The organism is Amycolatopsis sp. CA-230715 (genome assembly GCF_018736145.1).
Taxonomy (GTDB): Bacteria; Actinomycetota; Actinomycetes; order Mycobacteriales; family Pseudonocardiaceae; genus Amycolatopsis.
The window spans coordinates 5563155-5581606 of the sequence record NZ_CP059997.1 but is presented as its reverse complement, the minus strand read 5'-3'; the positions used below and the strand labels follow the sequence as shown (position 1 = coordinate 5581606).

General features: G+C 63.7%; 17 protein-coding genes and 1 tRNA gene. 11 read left to right on the top strand and 7 right to left on the bottom strand.

Annotation, left to right across the window (positions count from 1 at the left end; genetic code table 11):
* Positions 1 to 57 precede the first annotated feature (57 nt).
* Together HUW46_RS26785 and HUW46_RS26780 are read right to left on the bottom strand one after the other, a co-directional pair.
* Entirely contained in the window at positions 58 to 672 is a 615-nt protein-coding gene (locus HUW46_RS26785; RefSeq protein ID WP_215541566.1) for a trimeric intracellular cation channel family protein, read from the bottom strand.
* 4 nt (positions 673 to 676) lie between these two features.
* The gene (locus HUW46_RS26780) at positions 677 to 1327 is read right to left on the bottom strand and encodes a response regulator (RefSeq protein WP_215541565.1); all 651 of its coding nucleotides are present in this window, start codon (positions 1325 to 1327) and stop codon (positions 677 to 679) included.
* A 171-nt stretch (positions 1328 to 1498) separates the two neighbouring features.
* On the opposite strand from HUW46_RS26780, the gene HUW46_RS26775 reads away from it, so the two are divergent.
* Together HUW46_RS26775 and HUW46_RS26770 are read left to right on the top strand one after the other, a co-directional pair.
* Positions 1499 to 1574: transfer RNA gene (locus tag HUW46_RS26775), tRNA-Arg, on the top strand.
* Positions 1575 to 1630: 56 nt separating this feature from the next.
* Positions 1631 to 3658 carry a hypothetical protein gene (locus HUW46_RS26770; protein WP_215541564.1) on the top strand — a complete coding sequence of 676 codons (2028 nt, stop codon included), beginning with the start codon at positions 1631 to 1633 and terminating at the stop codon, positions 3656 to 3658.
* A gap of 102 nt (positions 3659 to 3760) precedes the next feature.
* Here HUW46_RS26770 and HUW46_RS26765 read toward each other — a convergent pair whose 3' ends face one another.
* A complete protein-coding gene (locus HUW46_RS26765; RefSeq protein WP_215541563.1) occupies positions 3761 to 5449 on the bottom strand; it encodes a TIGR04141 family sporadically distributed protein in 1689 nt (562 codons plus the stop codon).
* A gap of 186 nt (positions 5450 to 5635) precedes the next feature.
* Between HUW46_RS26765 and HUW46_RS26760 the strand changes: the two genes are divergently transcribed.
* The 6 genes from HUW46_RS26760 (at position 5636) to HUW46_RS26735 (ending at position 14963) form a co-directional block, all read left to right on the top strand.
* Positions 5636 to 7504, top strand: coding sequence for a hypothetical protein (locus HUW46_RS26760; protein WP_215541562.1), 1869 nt, complete (start codon positions 5636 to 5638; stop codon positions 7502 to 7504).
* Between the two features lie 28 nt (positions 7505 to 7532).
* Entirely contained in the window at positions 7533 to 9155 is a 1623-nt protein-coding gene (locus HUW46_RS26755) for a class I SAM-dependent DNA methyltransferase (protein ID WP_215541561.1), read from the top strand.
* A complete protein-coding gene (locus HUW46_RS26750) occupies positions 9148 to 10332 on the top strand; it encodes a restriction endonuclease subunit S (RefSeq protein ID WP_215541560.1) in 1185 nt (394 codons plus the stop codon). The genes HUW46_RS26755 and HUW46_RS26750 overlap by 8 nt, the downstream gene beginning before the upstream one ends.
* Positions 10333 to 13530, top strand: a complete 3198-nt coding sequence (locus tag HUW46_RS26745) for a type I restriction endonuclease subunit R (protein ID WP_215541559.1) — start codon at positions 10333 to 10335, stop codon at positions 13528 to 13530.
* A 315-nt stretch (positions 13531 to 13845) separates the two neighbouring features.
* Positions 13846 to 14529: a restriction endonuclease gene (locus tag HUW46_RS26740; RefSeq protein WP_215541558.1), complete on the top strand. Its 684-nt coding sequence runs from the start codon at positions 13846 to 13848 to the stop codon at positions 14527 to 14529.
* Positions 14526 to 14963 (top strand): hypothetical protein, encoded by a 438-nt coding sequence (locus HUW46_RS26735; protein ID WP_215541557.1) that lies wholly within the window; start codon positions 14526 to 14528, stop codon positions 14961 to 14963. The genes HUW46_RS26740 and HUW46_RS26735 overlap by 4 nt, the downstream gene beginning before the upstream one ends.
* A 32-nt stretch (positions 14964 to 14995) precedes the next feature.
* On the opposite strand, the gene HUW46_RS26730 is transcribed toward HUW46_RS26735, so the two are convergent.
* Positions 14996 to 15196 carry a DUF397 domain-containing protein gene (locus tag HUW46_RS26730; RefSeq protein WP_215541556.1) on the bottom strand — a complete coding sequence of 67 codons (201 nt, stop codon included), beginning with the start codon at positions 15194 to 15196 and terminating at the stop codon, positions 14996 to 14998.
* 27 nt (positions 15197 to 15223) lie between these two features.
* Positions 15224 to 16069, bottom strand: coding sequence for a helix-turn-helix domain-containing protein (locus tag HUW46_RS26725; RefSeq protein ID WP_254124936.1), 846 nt, complete (start codon positions 16067 to 16069; stop codon positions 15224 to 15226).
* A gap of 356 nt (positions 16070 to 16425) precedes the next feature.
* On the opposite strand from HUW46_RS26725, the gene HUW46_RS26720 reads away from it, so the two are divergent.
* From HUW46_RS26720 to HUW46_RS26710, 3 genes are read left to right on the top strand one after another with little or no spacing between them, the layout of a single operon-like run.
* The gene (locus HUW46_RS26720; RefSeq protein WP_215541555.1) at positions 16426 to 16635 is read left to right on the top strand and encodes a hypothetical protein; all 210 of its coding nucleotides are present in this window, start codon (positions 16426 to 16428) and stop codon (positions 16633 to 16635) included.
* Positions 16632 to 16895, top strand: a complete 264-nt coding sequence (locus HUW46_RS26715) for a hypothetical protein (protein WP_215541554.1) — start codon at positions 16632 to 16634, stop codon at positions 16893 to 16895. The genes HUW46_RS26720 and HUW46_RS26715 overlap by 4 nt, the downstream gene beginning before the upstream one ends.
* Before the next feature lie 22 nt (positions 16896 to 16917).
* Positions 16918 to 17679 (top strand): hypothetical protein, encoded by a 762-nt coding sequence (locus HUW46_RS26710; RefSeq protein ID WP_215541553.1) that lies wholly within the window; start codon positions 16918 to 16920, stop codon positions 17677 to 17679.
* 13 nt (positions 17680 to 17692) lie between these two features.
* On the opposite strand, the gene HUW46_RS26705 is transcribed toward HUW46_RS26710, so the two are convergent.
* Entirely contained in the window at positions 17693 to 18073 is a 381-nt protein-coding gene (locus HUW46_RS26705; protein ID WP_215541552.1) for a hypothetical protein, read from the bottom strand.
* Entirely contained in the window at positions 18070 to 18411 is a 342-nt protein-coding gene (locus HUW46_RS26700) for a hypothetical protein (RefSeq protein WP_215541551.1), read from the bottom strand. The genes HUW46_RS26705 and HUW46_RS26700 overlap by 4 nt, the downstream gene beginning before the upstream one ends.
* Positions 18412 to 18452: the final 41 nt, after the last annotated feature.

Below are 18452 nucleotides of genomic sequence, written 5' to 3'. Positions count from 1 at the left end.
TAGTCTTACCTGTCCTGCTGAGACTGACATAAGAACACGCTGATCGGGCGCCGTGGGTTATCCAGCCGTGTCATCTCTGGCGATGGGCGCGTTCCAGCGGCGCCACAACGCGAGCACCCTGAGTGCCACCACCGCCGTCGCCGCGATGACGGTCACCGGGCCGGGCGGCAGTTCGAGCGCATGCCCGACTCCTACCAACACCGCCCCGGCCAGCGCCGCCACCGCGTAGATCTCCTTGCGCAGCACCAACGGGATCTCGCGCAGCAGCAAGTCACGCATCGCACCGCCGCCAATACCCGTCGTCATCCCGATCAGGCACGCCGCGTAAACCGGAGTCCCCGCCGCCAGCGCCGTCGACGTCCCCGCGGTGGCGAACACCCCGAGCCCGATCGCGTCAGCCAGCAACACCCCTCGACGGAGCCGCGCCACCTGCGGATGAAACGCGAATACCACCAGCGCCGTCGCCGCGCACACCGCGAGGTAAGGCCAGGTGCGCAGCGTCGTCGGCGGGTGGATGCCGAGCAACACGTCGCGGATGATCCCGCCGCCGAGCGCCGTCGTGAGCCCCACGACGACCACCCCGAACACGTCGAGCCTGCTGCGCACCGCCGCGAGCGCCCCGGATGCCGCGAAGGCCACGAGCCCGAGCATCTCCAGCGCGGTGAGCAGCACAGGCTCAGTCGATCAGGCCGCCGCGATAGGCGAGCAACGCCGCCTGTACCCGGTTCGCCGCCCCGATCTTCGACAGCACCGCGGACACGTAGCCCTTCACGGTCGCCTCCGAGAGGTGCAACCGGCCGCCGATCTCCGCGTTGGACAGCCCCTGCCCGATGAGCCCGACCACCTCGCGCTCCCGCTCGGACAGCGACGCGAGCAGCTTCCGCGCCGGCTGAGCCGCCCGCTGCTCGTCGCGATGGGACTGGACCATGCGAGCGGCCACGCTGGGATCCAGCACCGCACCCCCGCGAGCCAGATCGCGCACCGCCCGGAGCAACGCCTGCGGCTCCACGTCCTTGAGCAGGAACCCGTTGGCCCCGAGCCGCAGCGCCAAGCTCACGTACTCGTCGATGTCGAAGGTCGTCAGCATCGCCACCACGGGCGGATCCGGCAACGCCAAAATCGCCCGCAACGCCCTGATCCCGTCGTCGGGCGCGCGCATCTTGATGTCGAGAAGTGCCACGTCAGGATGGGTGCGACGGGCCAGTTCGACCGCCGATCTCCCGTCCGCGGCCTCGCCAACCACCTCGATGTCCGCCGCGCTCGCCATCATCGCGCGCAGCCCAGAACGGACCAGTTCCTCGTCATCGGCGAACATGAGCTTGATCAACGAAGCCCTCCGGCGGCCGGGTGGAGCGGTATCATTCCTGTGAAGGCTACCTAGAGGTAAACGCAGAGCAGACAGGTGACACCCGTCCGCCAACCCCCGGACTCACCCGAACGGGGTATACGAGGTCCGCTCACCCACGGCTTTGGTCGGCCCGGTACGCTGTCGCTGCCAGCCCTCGTAGCTCAGGGGATAGAGCACCGCTCTCCTAAAGCGGGTGTCGCAGGTTCGAATCCTGCCGGGGGCACCAGAATTCGCAGATAGTTCCTTTTTTCAAGACACCGCGCCCCGAACCGCAAGGACATCGTGCGCACCTACTTCGAGCCCGAGGACGCCGAGGCGTTCGAAGCGGCCAAAGACCTGCTGATCCGGCGATGCACCGCCTGGGCCGACGGCCAAGCGGTTGACCGTTCCGCACTGGGCGCGGCGCTGGACTTCCGGCACCACAGCGTCGACGGTCGGCTGGGTTACTGGACAGCCAGCCTGGTCGAGGAATTCCTGCTTTCGCACGCGCCACGAACGCTGGCGGCCACCGCGCAGGACGCCGCCGAGTTGCCCGAGACCCTGCGACTGCTCGTGGGCTACCTGCACGCGACCGGATTGGCGGATCCCACCGGCGATCCGTTGCCCCAGCTCGACTCGGCCATCACGAAGGCCGCCACCGAATTCCCCGCGGCGATGGCCGATGAACGAAACTTCGGTCTGATCAAGTTCTGGGTGATGACGGCGATCCGCCATGGAATCGATCCCGACGACGATCCGGCCATGGGTCAGTTCCTCGACGACGCCCGAGCCGGAAGAGTGGACTACGACGAGGCCGTTCTCGACCACATCGTCCGCGAAGACGCTGTCCCGCCCGAACGCGCGGTCACGCAGTTGCCCGTTTCGCTTCCGGCGGAGGCGGACCTCGCGGAGGTCGCCGAGCACACCCAGGTCGTGGTCCAGCTGCGAGCGCTGGCCGACTGGGTCGGCGACGGCAGGGCACTGACCCCGAACGGCAACGTCAAACTCAAGGACGCCCGCGAACTGGTTGCCCTGCTGGACACCGGCGACACGCTCGACCCGGTCATCGGCGATCGCGTGTTCCGCACCAGGAGCAGTACCGATCTGTCCGGCCTCAGCCGCCTGATCGAGCTGGCCAAGGAGATCCGGATCGTCCGGGTGGTCAAGGGCCGGTTGGTACGCGTGGCGAAAACCGCGCCGCTGCTGCACGACGGCCTGGCACTGTGGACGGCCGGGTTCGACGCACTGCCCACGCCGGAGTTCCTGCTGTGTGAAGGCGCCTTGGCGGCCCAGCACAGCCAAATGCTCGCGAGCATCCTCGACGACGTGCTGCCCGACGTGCTCAACACCGTCTACGGGATGCCCGAGCCGATGCCGGTGATCCGGCTGGCCGAAAGTGTCTGGCGGGCCTGCGCGGAAGTGTTCGTCTTGGACGACCTCGATCCTGAGACTGCGAGGTTCTGGCGCGAAGGTGTCGCCATGGACCTGCGGTGGCTACTGGGCAAGCTGGCCGAATTCGGCGCGGTCGAGCTGACCGTCGGCAGCCCCGCCCCGATGTACCTGGCCGACCTGAATCCCAGCTGGGAACTGGAAACCGGCCAACCCGCGCCCTTGCCACCGGACACTGTGGACCGGCTGCGCGCGGAACTTGACGGCGGCCCGGTGGAACTGGTCGCACTCACGCCCCTGACCACCCGCGCGGTACACGCCCGCCTGATCCGCGAGGGGCGCCACGCACCACTGGTCGGCGAGTTGTCGAACGCCGAACCCGCTCAGCTGCTGGGCGCGCTCGCCGAGCACTACAGCCCGGAAACGGCCGAGGTGGAAATCACCGAATGGCTGGCCGCCCACGGCAGCCAACCGCACGAACTCCTGGAGGGCATACGCGGCTGCCCGTTCCGCACGCGCGCGGCGGCGATGCTCGATGTGCTGGCGCGGTATGTTCCCGACCCGCTGTCGTTCTTGCAGGAACTGCGCGCGGACGAACAGCTGGGTCCGCTCGCCGCGCAGATGCTCGTCCAGGAAGGCGAGCTCACCCCGGACGATCTCGGCCACGAGCAGAGCATGCGCGCGATGACCGAGCAATTCATCCACCTACTGGAAATCGGCGGGGCCGACGCCGTCACGGGCGCACTCGCCAATTTTCCGGCTGACGAGGCGCACGACATGATGGCGGCACTGCTGGCATCCGGACACCCCGACCAAACCGGCCTGGGCGAGCTACGCGACCTGGTCCACGCGCGTCGGCCCGACCGCGCCAGCGCGCACCCCCTGGCGGGTGTCTCCCGCCGCACCCCTCCCCCCGGCAGAGCCCGCAAACGCCGCCGATGAATCGGATGAACCCGATGCGCCCCGAGCCGCCAAGCCCCGGGGCGCACCGGGCCGGGTTGCCAGCCAACCGCTCCACCGGTGACTACTTCATCTGCAAAGCAGTCACGCAGCTTCGGCGGGTATTCCTTGCGAAGCCTCGGCCTCAATCCCGATGACCTCGACCCGCACACCCCACTCTTCGAGCAGCTTCACGGTCTGCGCGAGCGCGACCTGCGAGAACGCGAACAGAGTGTCAGGGGTGAGTTGTTCACCCTTCTTGAGCAGAATCGCGAACACAACACGCTCCGGCACAAAACTCTCCGAGATGGTGACCCGCCCTTTGCTGACCTCGGAAACCTTTTCAGCGAACCGTTTCCGGACCTGGGCACTGTTCTGCAGCATCTGCACTGCCACCAGTCCCTGATGAAATAGGTGACTGAGCGCGCTCGAGCCGTGGGCACGCTTGACCATGATCAGCGTGTTGCCCGGGGCCAGCAGATCGCAAATCTCAAGCGAGTTGCGTGACTTCAACGGGTTGCTCACGTTCCTGCGATCCAGGCACAGATAACCCTCCGCGGGAAGTTCGTTTGGGACTCCGTAATTGTAGGCAGCCTCGTCCTGGTGCAGCTGCCAGGCGGGCAGGTTCACAGCGTCGGGATTGATTACACGGGTGACAGTCCGGACGATCTCAGGTTGATACTGCTCGCCAAGCTCGTACCAGGTGCCGTCGGTAAGGTAGAACCGCCGGGAGCCGATCGACACGTTGGTTTCCAAGAAGCGGATCGCCTTCGCCTTAGCCAGCCTGTCGATGAACTGCCCACCTGGCCAGCGGAACATCTCTACTTCACTCTGTTCTCGCAGCGCCCAGACCCGGCGCCCCATCCGATGAGCACGCGCCCGGTCTAGCGCATAGCCAAAATCAAACTCGTCGGACTCGTGCCATCCGGTGCTGCCGATCCTCATACGCCATTGGCGGGCTTCTGCGCACTCCTCGATGAGGTTGCCGGGAACCGACGGAGTGATCTGCAGACCGCCTGGATCGCCGAGCCCGTTGTCGAGAATCGTGTCGAGTTGCTTCAACAGGTCCGGGCAGCTCACCTGAACCACGTGCTCGACGAACTCGAGCGCGGGATCGGGCTGAACTTCCCGGCATACTCGAGAAATCTCGCGGATGTCGGCAAGCAGTTCCTTCGGATCGACACCCAGGGGCAGCTCAAGCCCCAGGCCGCCGCCTACTTTGACGAGCTTTCCTTTGCCATGTCGCACGCCCGTGAGCTCGACATCACAGATCTCGCCTGCCACCTTGTCGACGATCCGCTGGAACTCGCGAATCCCCAGGCTGCCTACTGGCGCGCCACCGGCGACCATCGTGATGTCGGTACGGCCGCGACCCAGCACCCTCGATCGAATGCCGTGGACCGTGTTCGGGTCGACCGCGCGCAGCGCGAACGCCAAGCCGAAGCTCTTGTCCTTGAACCGGTCCTGAAGCAACCGAAAGCCCTGGCCGTAGCCGATCGCGTAGACCTCGCCATCGACAGCGAGCAACAGCAACCCGGACCCCCGCCAGTTCGGCTGGGAGCAGTCGACCCCGGTCGTGCGCCGGAACTCCGCGCACCACTCGGCTTCATCTTGCAGCGCCGCTCCGGTCACCGCCAACGCTTCGATGCCGAGTGCCGTGAACGCGGGTGGCACCTCGAAGGAACCGCTGATCTCGTCGAACAGTTCGTCGTCCACGGCTCGCAACAAACCGTCGGAGGTCGCCACTACACCGGTCAGTCGGTAGAGCGTGTGCTTGGACGTCTTGGGTGCCATGAGCTCTCCACGGTTCCGCGTCCGGAGTCGGGCCTCCGGGCTGTGGGGAAGATCGGAACCGCCGTCGACAGTGACAGGCGCCCGGGTCTCACGCGAACAAAATACTGATAAGGCAGTTTATCAGAACAAACTTTAATGAAGAAGGGCTTCCAGCTACCCTGTCTCTCAAGCGAAGGGAGATCGATCGTGACAGAGCGGAATGCGACGCTCACATTAAGCGACATTGCTATCCTCGCTGGCGTCCAGCGTCCCGTGGTGAGCATGTGGCGTACGCGCCCCAGGGCGCGTGGGCGGTCCATCCCGTTTCCTGACCCGATCGACGGCACCGACCCGGTGCGATTCCATCGGAACGAGATCGTCGAGTGGCTCCACGAAACCGGGCGCGGCAATAACTCCGATGCTCATCTCGACGCCCCAGCGTGGAGCACACCTGACGGTGCGTCGCTGGAAGAACTCGTGACGTTACTGTGCCTGCGTTCGGCGATCGGAGAGGAGCTCGGGGAGTTCGAGCACGACGACCTCGTCGACATGGCAGAGGAGATCGACCCGGACGATGGCTGCTTGCTCAGCGAAGTCCGTGCGATGCCAAATGCCAAGCTGAACGCACAGTACGTCGACGATCTCGCGGAAGCATCTCGAGGCCCGAGCGAAGCACTGGACCGGCTGGAATGCAGCCGGACCGCACGCAAGAACCCCACCCGAGCACTCACCGATATCGCTATCGACCTGGTGCGCACGATCGCCATGGCGTGCGCGCGCAACCTCAGCTCCGCCGATGTTCCCCTCGTATATACCGGTGGACCGCATCAGCTCGCACTCGCGTTGGGGACCGGGTTCACCGAGCTGATCGTGCCCGACTCCGAGCACACCCCCGACACTCGCGGGCTACTGCGGCGCGCATGGATCCGCGGCATCGAGACCGCTGCCGACGAACCTCCGGGGCCGAGCGTGCATCTGCGCTCCGTAGTCGGTTCGGACCCCGGCTCCGTTTTCGACCAGATCGAATACGTGATGGACGGTCTCGGCAGGGACTCGGTGGCACTTGTCCTCGGCCCGGCATCCCTCCTGTGCGACGAGTTGCGTGGCAACGCGGAAAAAGAGCGCGCCGACCTCCTACGCCCGGGAAAACTCGTCTTCGCCGCACGTCTCCCCCGTGGCCTCTGGAAGGAAGCGCACCGCCAAGCGCTCGGGCTTTGGGTGTGCATCGGCCGCACCGACGCACCCCTGCGGGTCACCGACATCGACACCCTAGACGATCTGGAGGCTGAGGACGTCGCCTCGGATGTCGTGGCTGCTCTCAACGACGACACCGCGCGCGCCTTCCGTTACGCGCGGCTGCGCGAGCGCGGAGCGGTACTCGTCGGGCAAGCCGTCGTCCCGCAAGGAACACGGGCAGTAGAGGTGGTCACGACCGAACCGGCCGAGCACCGCGACCGCGTCACCGCCGCCACCCAGCGCACCACCGAGCCGGTACCAGGATTCGACGTCCACGTATCGTCTTCCGCCGCTACCCACATCGCCGTCGCATGGTCGTCACTGGGCCAGCTAAAGACGCAGCGGCTGCTCACGATCAAGCGCGGCCAGCGCTACGACCAGGACGATCACGACCCGCAGGGCACTGTGGAGGTGGTCGACGGCACTGGCCCAACCGGCATTCGTGTGGACGCGATCGAGGCCGCGGCACGCCACCAGCACGCGACCCGCACCGAACCAGGGGACGTCGTATACCAGTCCCAGAGACAGCCGGCTGCTTGGGTGGACCCGACCGGTGGAGCGCTGCTGCGCACTCCGGCCCGAATCATCCGGCTGGCCTCCGGCGCCGGGGTCGGCCCGCATACGCTGGCTGCGGTCATCAACCGACTGCCAGAACAGGCGGGCGACCCGCTGTCGTGGCGCGTTCCTCAGCTGACGCAAAGCCTCCAGGAACTCGACGACGTGCTCGCCGCGGTCACCATTCACAAGGCCCTGTTGCGTGAGCGCCTGGATGCGCTGCAGGACCTCACCGGGTGTCTAATCGACGCGGTCGCCGAGGGTGCGCTCACCATCGCCGGCTGACGCGATAACTGAGGAAGAAGGAACAAGGATGCCCCCCCGCAAGAAGAAGGAACCGTCGGCGCCGTCGACGATGAAGGAACTCAAGGACACGCTCTGGAAGGCCGCCGACAAGCTGCGCGGTTCGCTGTCGGCCAGCCAGTACAAGGACGTGATCCTCGGTCTCGTGTTCCTCAAGTACGTCTCGGACGCCTACGAAGAGCGCCGTGAGGCCATCCGCACCGAGCTTGAAGCCGAAGGTTACGACGAGGGTCAGATCGCCGAACTCATTGACAATCCAGAGGAATACCAGGGCTACGGCGTGTTCGTCGTGCCCGAGACCGCCCAGTGGTCGTATCTCGCGGAAAACGCCAAGGCCACCCTGTTCGCCGAGGAGAACCCGAAGCCGATCGGCCAACTCGTCGACGAGGCGATGTCGCTGGTCATGGAGAAGAACCCGACACTGCAGGGCACGCTCCCGCACCTCTACAACAAGGACAACATCGACAAACGCCGTCTCGGTGAGCTGGTCGACCTGTTCAACAGCACCCGCTTCTCCCGCCAGGGCGAGCATCGGGCCCGCGACCTCATGGGCGAGGTCTACGAGTACTTCCTCGGCAACTTCGCCCGCGCCGAAGGAAAACGAGGCGGCGAGTTCTTCACCCCGCCCAGCGTCGTCCGGACCATCGTCGAAGTCCTCGAACCCGACCGGGGCCGCGTCTACGACCCATGCTGTGGTTCAGGAGGCATGTTCGTACAGGCCGAGAAGTTCATCCACGAACACAACGGCGACCCGAAACAGATAGCGATCTACGGCCAGGAAGCCCTCGAAGAGACCTGGCGCATGGCCAAGATGAACCTCGCCATCCACGGTATCGATCACGGCGGACTCGGCGCCCGCTGGGGCGACACGTTCGCCCGCGACCAGCACGCGGACGTCCGGATGGACTACGTGATGGCGAATCCACCGTTCAACATCAAGAACTGGACCCGCAACGAGAAGGATCCGAGGTGGAAGTTCGGTGTTCCCCCAGCGAACAACGCCAACTACGCCTGGATCCAGCACATCATCTCCAAGCTCAAGCCGACGGGCGCCGCCGGTGTCGTGATGGCCAACGGCTCAATGTCGTCAAACTCGAACGGTGAAGGCGCCATTCGCGCGCAGATCGTCGAAGCCGACCTCGTGTCATGCATGGTCGCGATGCCCACACAGCTGTTCCGCAGCACGGGAATCCCGGTCTGCGTCTGGTTCTTCGCCAAGGACAAGAACAAGGGAGACTACGCCGGAATCGACCGCCGAGGCGAAGTGCTTTTTATCGATGCCCGCGAGATGGGTTACATGGTCGACCGTGCCGAGCGCGCACTGTCCGACGAGGAAATCGTGCGCATCGGAGACACCTACCATGCGTGGCGCGGCACCCGCTCCGCTGGACGCAAGAGGCTCACCTACGAGGACGTGCCTGGCTTCTGCAAATCCGCGACGCTCGCCGAGATCAAGGCCGCCGACTACGCCCTCACACCCGGGCGCTACGTCGGAGCGCCCGAGATCGAGAACGACGCCGAGCCGGTCAATGAGAAGATACAGCGTCTCACCAGGGAACTACTGGATGCGTTCGACGAGTCAACAAGGCTGGAGAAGGTCGTGCGCCAGCAGTTGGAGCGACTTGATGACTGAGTGGCGCTCGGTGAAGCTCGGTGAAGCAGCAAAGGAAGTCACCGTTGGATTCGTCGGTTCGATGAGCAAAGAATACCAGGATGCTGGAATTCCTTTTCTTCGATCCCAGAACGTACGGCCACACCGCATCGATGTCGAAAATATGAAGTTCATCAGTGAAAGTTTCCATGGACACTTAAAAAAATCAGCTCTCAAACCCGGCGATGTTGTCACAGTTAGAACCGGCAAACCAGGCCAGACAGCGGTCGTACCGTCATGGCTGACGGTCGCCAACTGCTCTGATCTGGTAATCACCAGACCAGGCCCTGGACTTGACGCGCATTGGCTCAGTTATCACTTAAACTGGATCACTGACAGTCACATCTCTGGCCACCTCGTAGGCGCAGTCCAGCAGCATTTTAATGTTAAATCAGCCCAATCTTTGGATATTCTTCTCCCGCCAATAGAAGAACAGCAAGCGATTGCAGAGGCACTAAAGGCGCTCGACGACAAGATCGCCGTCGACGACTTCATTGCGTCGAAGAGCATCGAACTTGCCGAGCTCAACTACAAGCGTTCGATTAGCGACAAGGCTCGACGCTCAATGTCGAGCGTGCTCGAACCTGTTCTTGGTGGCACTCCACCCCGAACAGACGAGTCTATGTGGGGTGGTCCCATCGCTTGGGCGTCAGCGAAGGACATCACCGGAGCCCCTTATGGGATCGTGATCTCGACTTCGGAGACTATCTCCAAAAAAGCAGCAGAAAAGAAGCGTACCAGTCCGTTGCCGACAGGAACGGTGGTTCTGACCGCTCGAGGCACTGTGGGCGCCGTCGCTCGACTCGGAGTGCCGTCTTCGATAAACCAGTCCTGTTACGGCTTCATACCCGGACCTATCCCGACAAATTGCTTATTTTTCACAGTGAAGGACGCCGCGAACCAAGCACAAGCAATGGCACACGGATCCGTGTTCGACACGATCACAATGAATACATTCGATCACGTACGGGTACCTGATCTAAGCACTCATGAATGGCAACTAATCGAGAAGGACATCAGCCCATTGGTCAATTTTGCCCAGCAACGGTTGATTGAGTCTGCAGCATTGGAGAACACACGAGACTCACTCCTCCCACTGCTGATGTCAGGGAAGATTCGTGTCCGGGATGCCGAGAAGGTTGTCGAGGAGGTCGTGTAGATGTCGCAGATCGGGTTCAGCGAGGCTGAGTGGGAGCAGTTCACCTGCGAACAGCTGGTGGATAACGAGTGGCGCTACCTGCCGGGTTCGGAAATCGCCCCTGGCAAGGAGAACGGCCGCAAATCCTGGGACGACTTGGTACTCAAAGATCGCGTACTGGAGCGCATGCGGTCGTTGAACCCGCACGTGCCACCGGAGTTCCTGGAGCAGGCATTCGCGGAGATCGTCCAACCGGAATCGCAGGACCCGATCAGCGAGAACAAGCGGCTGCACGACGTCCTCGTGCACGGGTATCGCAAAATCAGTTATACGGATTCAGAGGGGAGCGAGCAGACTCCGACGATCCGATTGGTCGGCCACCGGCCGGAGGAGAATGATTTTCTCGCTGTCAACCAGGTGACTCTGAAGTCTCTGGAGCACGAACGACGTTTCGACATCATATGTTATATGAACGGATTTCCGGTCGCGATCTTCGAGCTCAAGCAGGCCGGGGCGGAGGATGCGGATCTCAATGACGCGCACGCGCAGCTCGGCACGTATCTGCGCGAGTTTCCGATGGCGTTCCGGTTCGCAGTGCTCACGGTGATCAGCGACGGAATTGCCGCGCGGTATGGCACACCGTTCACACCCCTGAACCACTTCTCGCCGTGGAACGTCGATGACGACGGCAAGCCTGTCGACTTCGGAGCCGAGACCGTCGATAAGCAGCCCCGGTTGGAGATCGAGGTGCTCATCGATGGGGTGTTCAACACCGAGCGGTTCCTCCAACTACAGCGGAACTTCGTCGCGTTCGACGAGGGCGCCGACGGCTACGTGAAGCGGATCGCCAAGCCGCACCAGTACTTCGTGGTCACCAAAGCGGTCGGGACCACGGTCGACGCCGTGGCCAGTAACGGCAAAGCAGGCGTCGTCTGGCACACGCAGGGGTCCGGTAAGTCGATGGAGATGGAGCTCTACACCCATCTCGTCGGCACCCAGCCCGCATTGAAGAACCCGACCGTCGTCGTCGTCACCGACCGCAAGGAGCTCGACGGGCAGCTGTTCGACACGTTTAACCGGTCCCTGTTGCTCGACGAGAAGCCCGTCAAGGTCACCACCCGCGCACAGCTGCGCGATGAACTGTCCAACCGCACCACCGGCGGTATCTACTTCACGACCTTGCAGAAGTTCGGACGCAGCAAAGCCGAAAAACGCGCGGGGGCCGAGCACCCACGGCTGTCGGATCGCCGGAACATCATCGTCATCGCCGATGAAGCCCACCGCAGCCATTACGATGACCTCGATGGCTACGCACGGCATCTTAAGGACGCGCTGCCGAACGCGGTACTCATCGCCTTCACCGGGACCCCGATCTCCTTCTCCGACCGCAACACCCGTGAGGTCTTCGGCGACTACATCGACATCTACGACCTCACCCGGGCCGTCGAGGACGGCGCGACCGTTCCCGTCTACTTCGACCCCTGGCTGATCAAGGTCGGACTCACCGAAGAAGTATCCGAGGAAACTCTGAACCAGGCCGCCGACGAGGCCACCATCGGACTTGACGACGCCGAGCGCGCCAAAGTCGAGCAGGCGGTCGCCCGCCTCAACACCGTCTACGGCGCCCCCGAACGCATCGCTGCGCTCGCCACCCACGTCGTCGAGCACTGGGAAGCCCGGTCGGAGGCAATGCGGCAATTCATCTCCAGCCCAGGCAAAGCGATAATCGTATGCGACACACGAGAGATCTGCGCCAAGCTCTACGCCGCGATCACGACATTGCGGCCCGGCTGGCATGACAAAGCCATCGACAAGGGCGTCATCAAAGTCGTCTACTCAGGCGACGCCTCCGACAAGCCGCCCATCTCCGAACACGTGCGGCGAGAAGGCCAGAACAAAACCATAAAGCAGCGGCTGCGCGACCCCGACGATGAGCTGCAACTGGTGATCGTCAAGGACATGATGCTCACCGGCTACGACTCACCTCCGCTGCACACACTCTACGTCGACCGGCGGATCAAGGGCGCCCTGCTCATGCAGACCCTCGCGCGCGTCAACCGCACCTTCCGCGGCAAGCAGGACGGGCTGCTGGTCGCTTACGCTCCGTTGGGTGACGATCTCAGGCGGGCTCTCGGTGAATACACCGAGAACGACCAGCAGAAGAAGCCTGTCGGTAAGACAATTGAGGAAGTGGTAGCGCTCACCACGGCGTTGATACGCCAACTCGAACAGCTTTGCTCCGGTTATCCGTGGCGTAAGACCATGTCCGATCGAAAGAACGGGTTCATCTACGCGGTCAAGGGACTCACGAACTACCTTCGCTCCCCCCGCACACCGGGTAACCAGGTCGAGCCGGGTGAGGAGTCGCTCGGCGACCGGTTCCGCAAGCTCAGCAGCCAGCTTGCGCGCGCCTGGGCTCTGTGTTCTGGCAGCCGCGGCCAGTTGGAAGAGCTACACCGCACAGCCGCGTTTTTCGAGGAGACACGCAAGTGGATGGCGAAGTTCGATGCACGAGAGCGCCAGGCTGAAGGAAAGCCTGTGCCCGAGGACATCGAGCGGATGCTCACCGCGCTCGTCGCGGATTCCACCGGTACCAGGGGTGTCGTAGACATCTACGAGGCCGCGGGCATTCCGAAGCCGTCGCTGTCCGACCTCACACCCGAGTACCGGCGCAAGACGCAGCAGGCCGACAACCCGCATCTGGCGATCGAAGCGCTGCGGTCTCTGATCAACGAGGAATCTGCCCGCGTCACCCGGCACAACCTTGTGCGGCAGCGAGCGTTCGCCGAGCGCATCACCGAGCTCATGCGCAAGTACACCAACCAGCAGCTCACCTCCGCCGAAATCATCGCCGAGCTCATCGAAATGGCCAAGGAGGTCGCCGCGGAAGCCGACCGAGGCAAGCACTTCTCACCGCCGCTAGGCACCGATGAACTCGCGTTCTATGACGCAGTTAGCAACAACGAGTCCGCTGTCGACATCCAAGGCGAGGACGTTCTTGCCAAAATCGCCCGCGAACTCGTCGGTGTGATGAAGCGCGATGTCAAGACCGACTGGACCGTCCGCGACGACGTGCGCGCGAAGCTCCGCTCGTCGGTGAAGCGGCTCCTGGTCAAGTACAAGTACCCGCCGGACAAGCAGCCCGAAGCCATCAAGCTCGTAATCGAGCAGATGGAGACAATGGCGATACGAGATGCGGTGCGCGAATGGGGCCGTTGAAGGACGATCGAAACACCTGAGTCCGCAGCCGTCGAAAACGTCGACGCTCGCGGCAGAAGATCGCAAAGGACCGCCGAGACGCCAACTACGACCGCGCGGGCGGCTGCCAAGACCGCCACAGTTCGGTACTGTCAGTAGTCGAGGGGTACGTGATGCTGCTGAACCGGCCGAGGCTCCGCGTTGACGTCAACGCTTCCGACCGGGCAGGCCGGGAGATTTCCGCCAATGTGCGCGATCAACACAGGACTTCTGCGTTCGGTGGACCGCTCTGCCGCCCCTTAGCCGAAGCGCCCTATATTCAGGAGGCTATCGAACGTGGTCACCCTTGAAGCTCTGCGTGGCTACATCCTTGAAGAAATGCTTGCACGACTGCTGCATACCAACGGCTACCGCCTACTGGTGAGTCCTGAACAAGATCCAGATGCACTGTCGTTTAATAAACAGGGGTTAGTCGCGCGTGGCCGAGGCGCCGATCACCAGGCCGACGTGCTCGGTGAATTGACCATACCAACGCCGTTCTCTTTACCGCTCCGCGTATTCGTCGAGGCGAAATATCGCCAAGCCAAGCCAGGTATTCGGGACGTGCGCAACGCGCACGGCGTCATACATGATGTAAACGAGCAATACGCCACAGACACCGAAAGACAGCGTCGCATTCCCATGCGACGCCACCATTATCGTTACGCCCTGTTCTCAACCTCTGGATTCAGTCAACCTGCTCAGCGCTACGCGCTTGCTCAGCAGATCTCCCTGATCGATCTATCGAGCCCCGCATTCAGCGGCCTACTCAACACCGTAGACCAAGCCGCTCGCGAACTTTACAACTTCGTCACTAACACTAATTCTTCGTTCCCTCTCGGAGAATTCCGCCGCGCGCTACGAAATATTCTCGGAACATGGACCGACGACAGCGCCGCGATGAAGCGACCTGACGGCGAAGAGTTGGATCACCCACATGGAAGTCACAAATACTTAACCGCACCCTCGCGGAACCGGTGAACGTTCCGCCTAACTTGCTCGCTGACATCGCGGGCGGGCTTGCTGATTACCCGGACGACGGTCTCATGCTGGGTTTCCCCGCAGCACCTTTCGTCCTGGTTCTGCGCCCCGACGAGCCGCAGAGTTTGCGCTACTACGTCGATCGCAACGGGGAGAACATCGATGTGAGAATCGAGTTCGCCAACCGCGGGGTCGCCGCTGGCGACTGGGTGATCGTGCCTGCCGACGGCAGCGACGACTTCCGGCTCCGGTTCGCACTACCCGCCCTGTTGGAAGACTGGCTTCTCAGTGACGACGGCGCTGCCGCGATACGTGCGCGCGACGCACAGGCAACACTGCTGTCCTCGATCTCGGTCTTCTTGGACCACAGACTAGTTCGACTTTTCTTCACGCCCAGACACCGACCCGAGGCAGAGACCGGGCCACAGCTGTAACCGGATAGCGAACAGCCGGGCGCAACGACAAGTCAGTCGAAGCTGCTGATTTTGATGTCAACGATGAAGGTGCGCCAGGCGGGGGCGGTGAAGTAGTGCGGGGGGAGGGAGCGGTCCTTCGTGTCGCGGACGTAGCGGCCGCCGTCGGGGGTGGTGGCTACCTCGACGCAGGCGCCGCCGTTGTTGTTGCTGTAGCTGCTCTTGCGCCAGTTCAGCGCAGGGAGGTCCGTCATGACCGCCCCTTCCTCTTCGCCCAGGTCCTACATCTCCTGGGCGATTTTACGCAGCAGGGCGGCGCTTTCCGCTGTTGAGAGCGCGACTTGCGCGGTACGCGCGAAGATGTCGGTGTAACGGAGCAGGTCAGCGGGCCGCTCGAAGTACATCCCGCCTCGCTCGTTTTCCATGTACACGAGGTCGATCTCGTCCACGTCCGGGAACTTCAGCAGGTAGAACGGGCCGTTCATCGCCGGGTGAGCACCGACGCTGAACGGGACAATCTGGATCTTGGCGTGTTGCTTCTCGATGACCGTGATCAGGTACTCCAGCTGGGCGCGCATGACGTCCGGGCCACCGACGACACGCCGGACCGCACCCTCGCTGACCAATGCGGTGATGTCTCGATCCTGAAGCCGCAGTTGACGGGCCTGCCGGAGGTCGACGATGCGATGACCAGCGGCTTCGGATGCCCCGGGGTTGCCAGCTTGGAAGCCTGCGCGTACGTAGCCGGGGGTCTGGAACAGGCCGGGGACGAACTCGGATTCGTAGATCAGGATCTGATCCGCGTCGGCTTCAAGGCTGGCGTAGATCTCGAACCAGTCGCTGATGACATCGGAGTACGACTCCCACCAGCCGCGTTCGCGGGACTCTTCGGCCAGGCGGATCAGGCGGTCGGTGTCCCGTTTGCCGAGGCCGTAGATCTCGCAGAGCTTGTAGACGTGCCGCGCCATGATCGCGTTGCGGCCGTTTTCGATTCGGGTCAGTGACGGCTGCGAGATGCCGAGCTTCTTCGCGACCGCGGATACGCGCATGTCGCGGGCCTCGCGGTGGCGACGCAACGTCTTGCCGACGTAGCGGCGGCGCACGCCTGGTCCGGGCGTAGCGGGCACGGTGGGCTCCCTTCGTCGTCGCGAGCTTAGACGAATCAAGCCGTATCGAAAGAGTGAACCACGCCTGATGGGTAGCTAGTGCGTATATACGTGTCGTACGTTGATGCGGCCCGGTCCTCAGTCCTGCCCAGGTCCGAGGGCCGGGTCTTATCAGCGTGGGAGGCGCCGATGAAGACGGTCGGGAAGTGGATGGCCGAGGAGCTAGGTGTGGCGGATCGGCGACGGCATTTCGTGCCTCGCGGTGCGCGGCCGTGGTTCAACCTCGAGGGGAACCTGATGGGGTACATCGCGAGTTGTGGCGCGCCGTGCATCGCGGCCGACGGTCGGTACCTCGCTGGGATGCGCGAGTGCCCCGCGTGCGGGAGGCGCTGATGGATCCGGTTGATCGCGCGCTGGTCGATCGGGTCGAGGAGCTGGCGCGGGGTGTCGATCGCGCAGCGCCGATCAGGCTTTCGCATGAGCGCAATCCTGATCAGTTCGCGGAGAACCTTCGCGATCTCGGGCACGAGTTCGTCGACCTCGGCAGGTGCCTGCTCGCCCGTGTTGACGAAATCGACGGCCAGTGAACCGGCTCTCGGACGAGGACGTACGCGAGCGGATGGGGTTTCTGCTCAGGATGTTCGCGAACGAGCGGCATTCGTTGGGCGAGGCGCTCGACAATCTGCTCGCTGATCTCGACGATCTTGTCACGATCTCCGAGCGGCACGTCTACGAGACTGAAGGTGATCGGCGCGCCGCGGTCGGTAACGCGCGGTGGATTCGGGACACGACGTTGCGGCAGCTCACCACCGCGTACGAACAGCATCCGGAATGTCCTTGGCGCTGAACCATGTTGGAGAATGGCGAGCGTGGACGATGATCTGCTGACAGATGTGGCTGATGCGCAAGAACTGTGGCGGTTGCTGGTGACTGTGACCAGCCTCCGTTCGCTGGCGCCGTCCGTCGCGGTCGACGCCTTCCGGCGCCTGCACGAAGCGGGGCAGCCGGGTGCGGGCGGTTCGGCGCTGTTGCTGTGCACGGACCCCCGGTGGCGGCGCACCAGCGCTCGCGTGCTGGCCGACATCGTGGCCACGGGGATCCTCGACGATGCCGAGCTGGATCGGCTCGCCGAAGAGTTGCTGTGGTCGAGAAAGGTCCGATACGCCCATCCGCTCAGCTGGATCGGCAGCACCTCCATCGAGTTCGATCTCGATTCGTCGCGGCATCGTATGGTGCGGGAGGATCCGAACACGCAGGTGACCGCCGAGCGGGACGTGCCGCCGCCACTGCGGTCTTGGGCTGCCGAGCGTGTCCTCGTCCGGAAGCTGGCCGCGCCCGCGGACGTACTCGCGCGTACGCGTGCGCTGCCGCCTCGGGAGGGCGCGGCGGTAGCGACGGGAGCGGTGAACGCCGCGGACGAACTGGACGCGGAGCAGGCGCGCATGGTGGTCGAGTTCGCGCTGCAAGGGAACCACGGGACGTCGCGCAAGGCGGCGTTGGAGCGGTTGGCCTCGTGGGGTGAGGTCGAGCGCGCGGAGGCGTTGGCCGCGGACGATGCCGACGCCACCATCCGTGAATGGGGGCGCGATCTCCGCACGGAATCCCCTACGCAGGGCGGCCTCTTCGACTGATCGTGTGCTTGACTCAGTCTGCCGAGCTGGGTTTTGGCGGCAGCCAGTGGGTGCGGTACGCACGCTCGATTTCCGGGTTACCCGACTTGGAAAACCGGAGTTTCCGGCGATCCTTGGTCCAGCTGACGTAGACCGTCTCGCTGGGGCGCAGGCCCGCGCTCTTCGTCCATTTGCGGAAGACCCGCATCGCGGTACTGACCTTGGGCAGGCTGGCGACGATCACCTGTTCCAGGTAGGACACGCGGCCGCGCCGCCATTCTTCGACCTTCTCTGGTTGCAGCCATCCGGTGGCCAGCAGCGCATCGATCGCCGTCACGTAGCCGTTCTTGGCGACCGCCGCGCTACCGGCGGCGGAGATCTTCTGCCACAGCTTCGCTTCGTTCTGGGGATTCATCGGGATGCCGTGTCCGGCTCGGGGTCGTCATCTTCGGCGTAGGCCGGGATCGACGAGAAGGTGAACCCGCTCTCCAACGCCTTCAGCGCGACCGCGACCGCGTGCTCGCACACATCGTCGAGCGCTTCGTCGGCGCAATCGCACTCCGCGGTCAGGACGCCGTTGACCACCCCGACCCATACGCCGAAGAGCTCGCTATCAGGATCGTCGAGGACCGCGCTGGCACCGCCGTCCTCAACTTCGAGGTCACGGATCTCGGTCCGTGCGAGGCACTTCCGTCCCGACTCGGACAGGTCCTGCCCCACCGAAGCCAACAGCATCTCAGCATCAAGTCGCATCGCCACGTGGACATCCAACCGCACGCCGTTGAGACCTACGT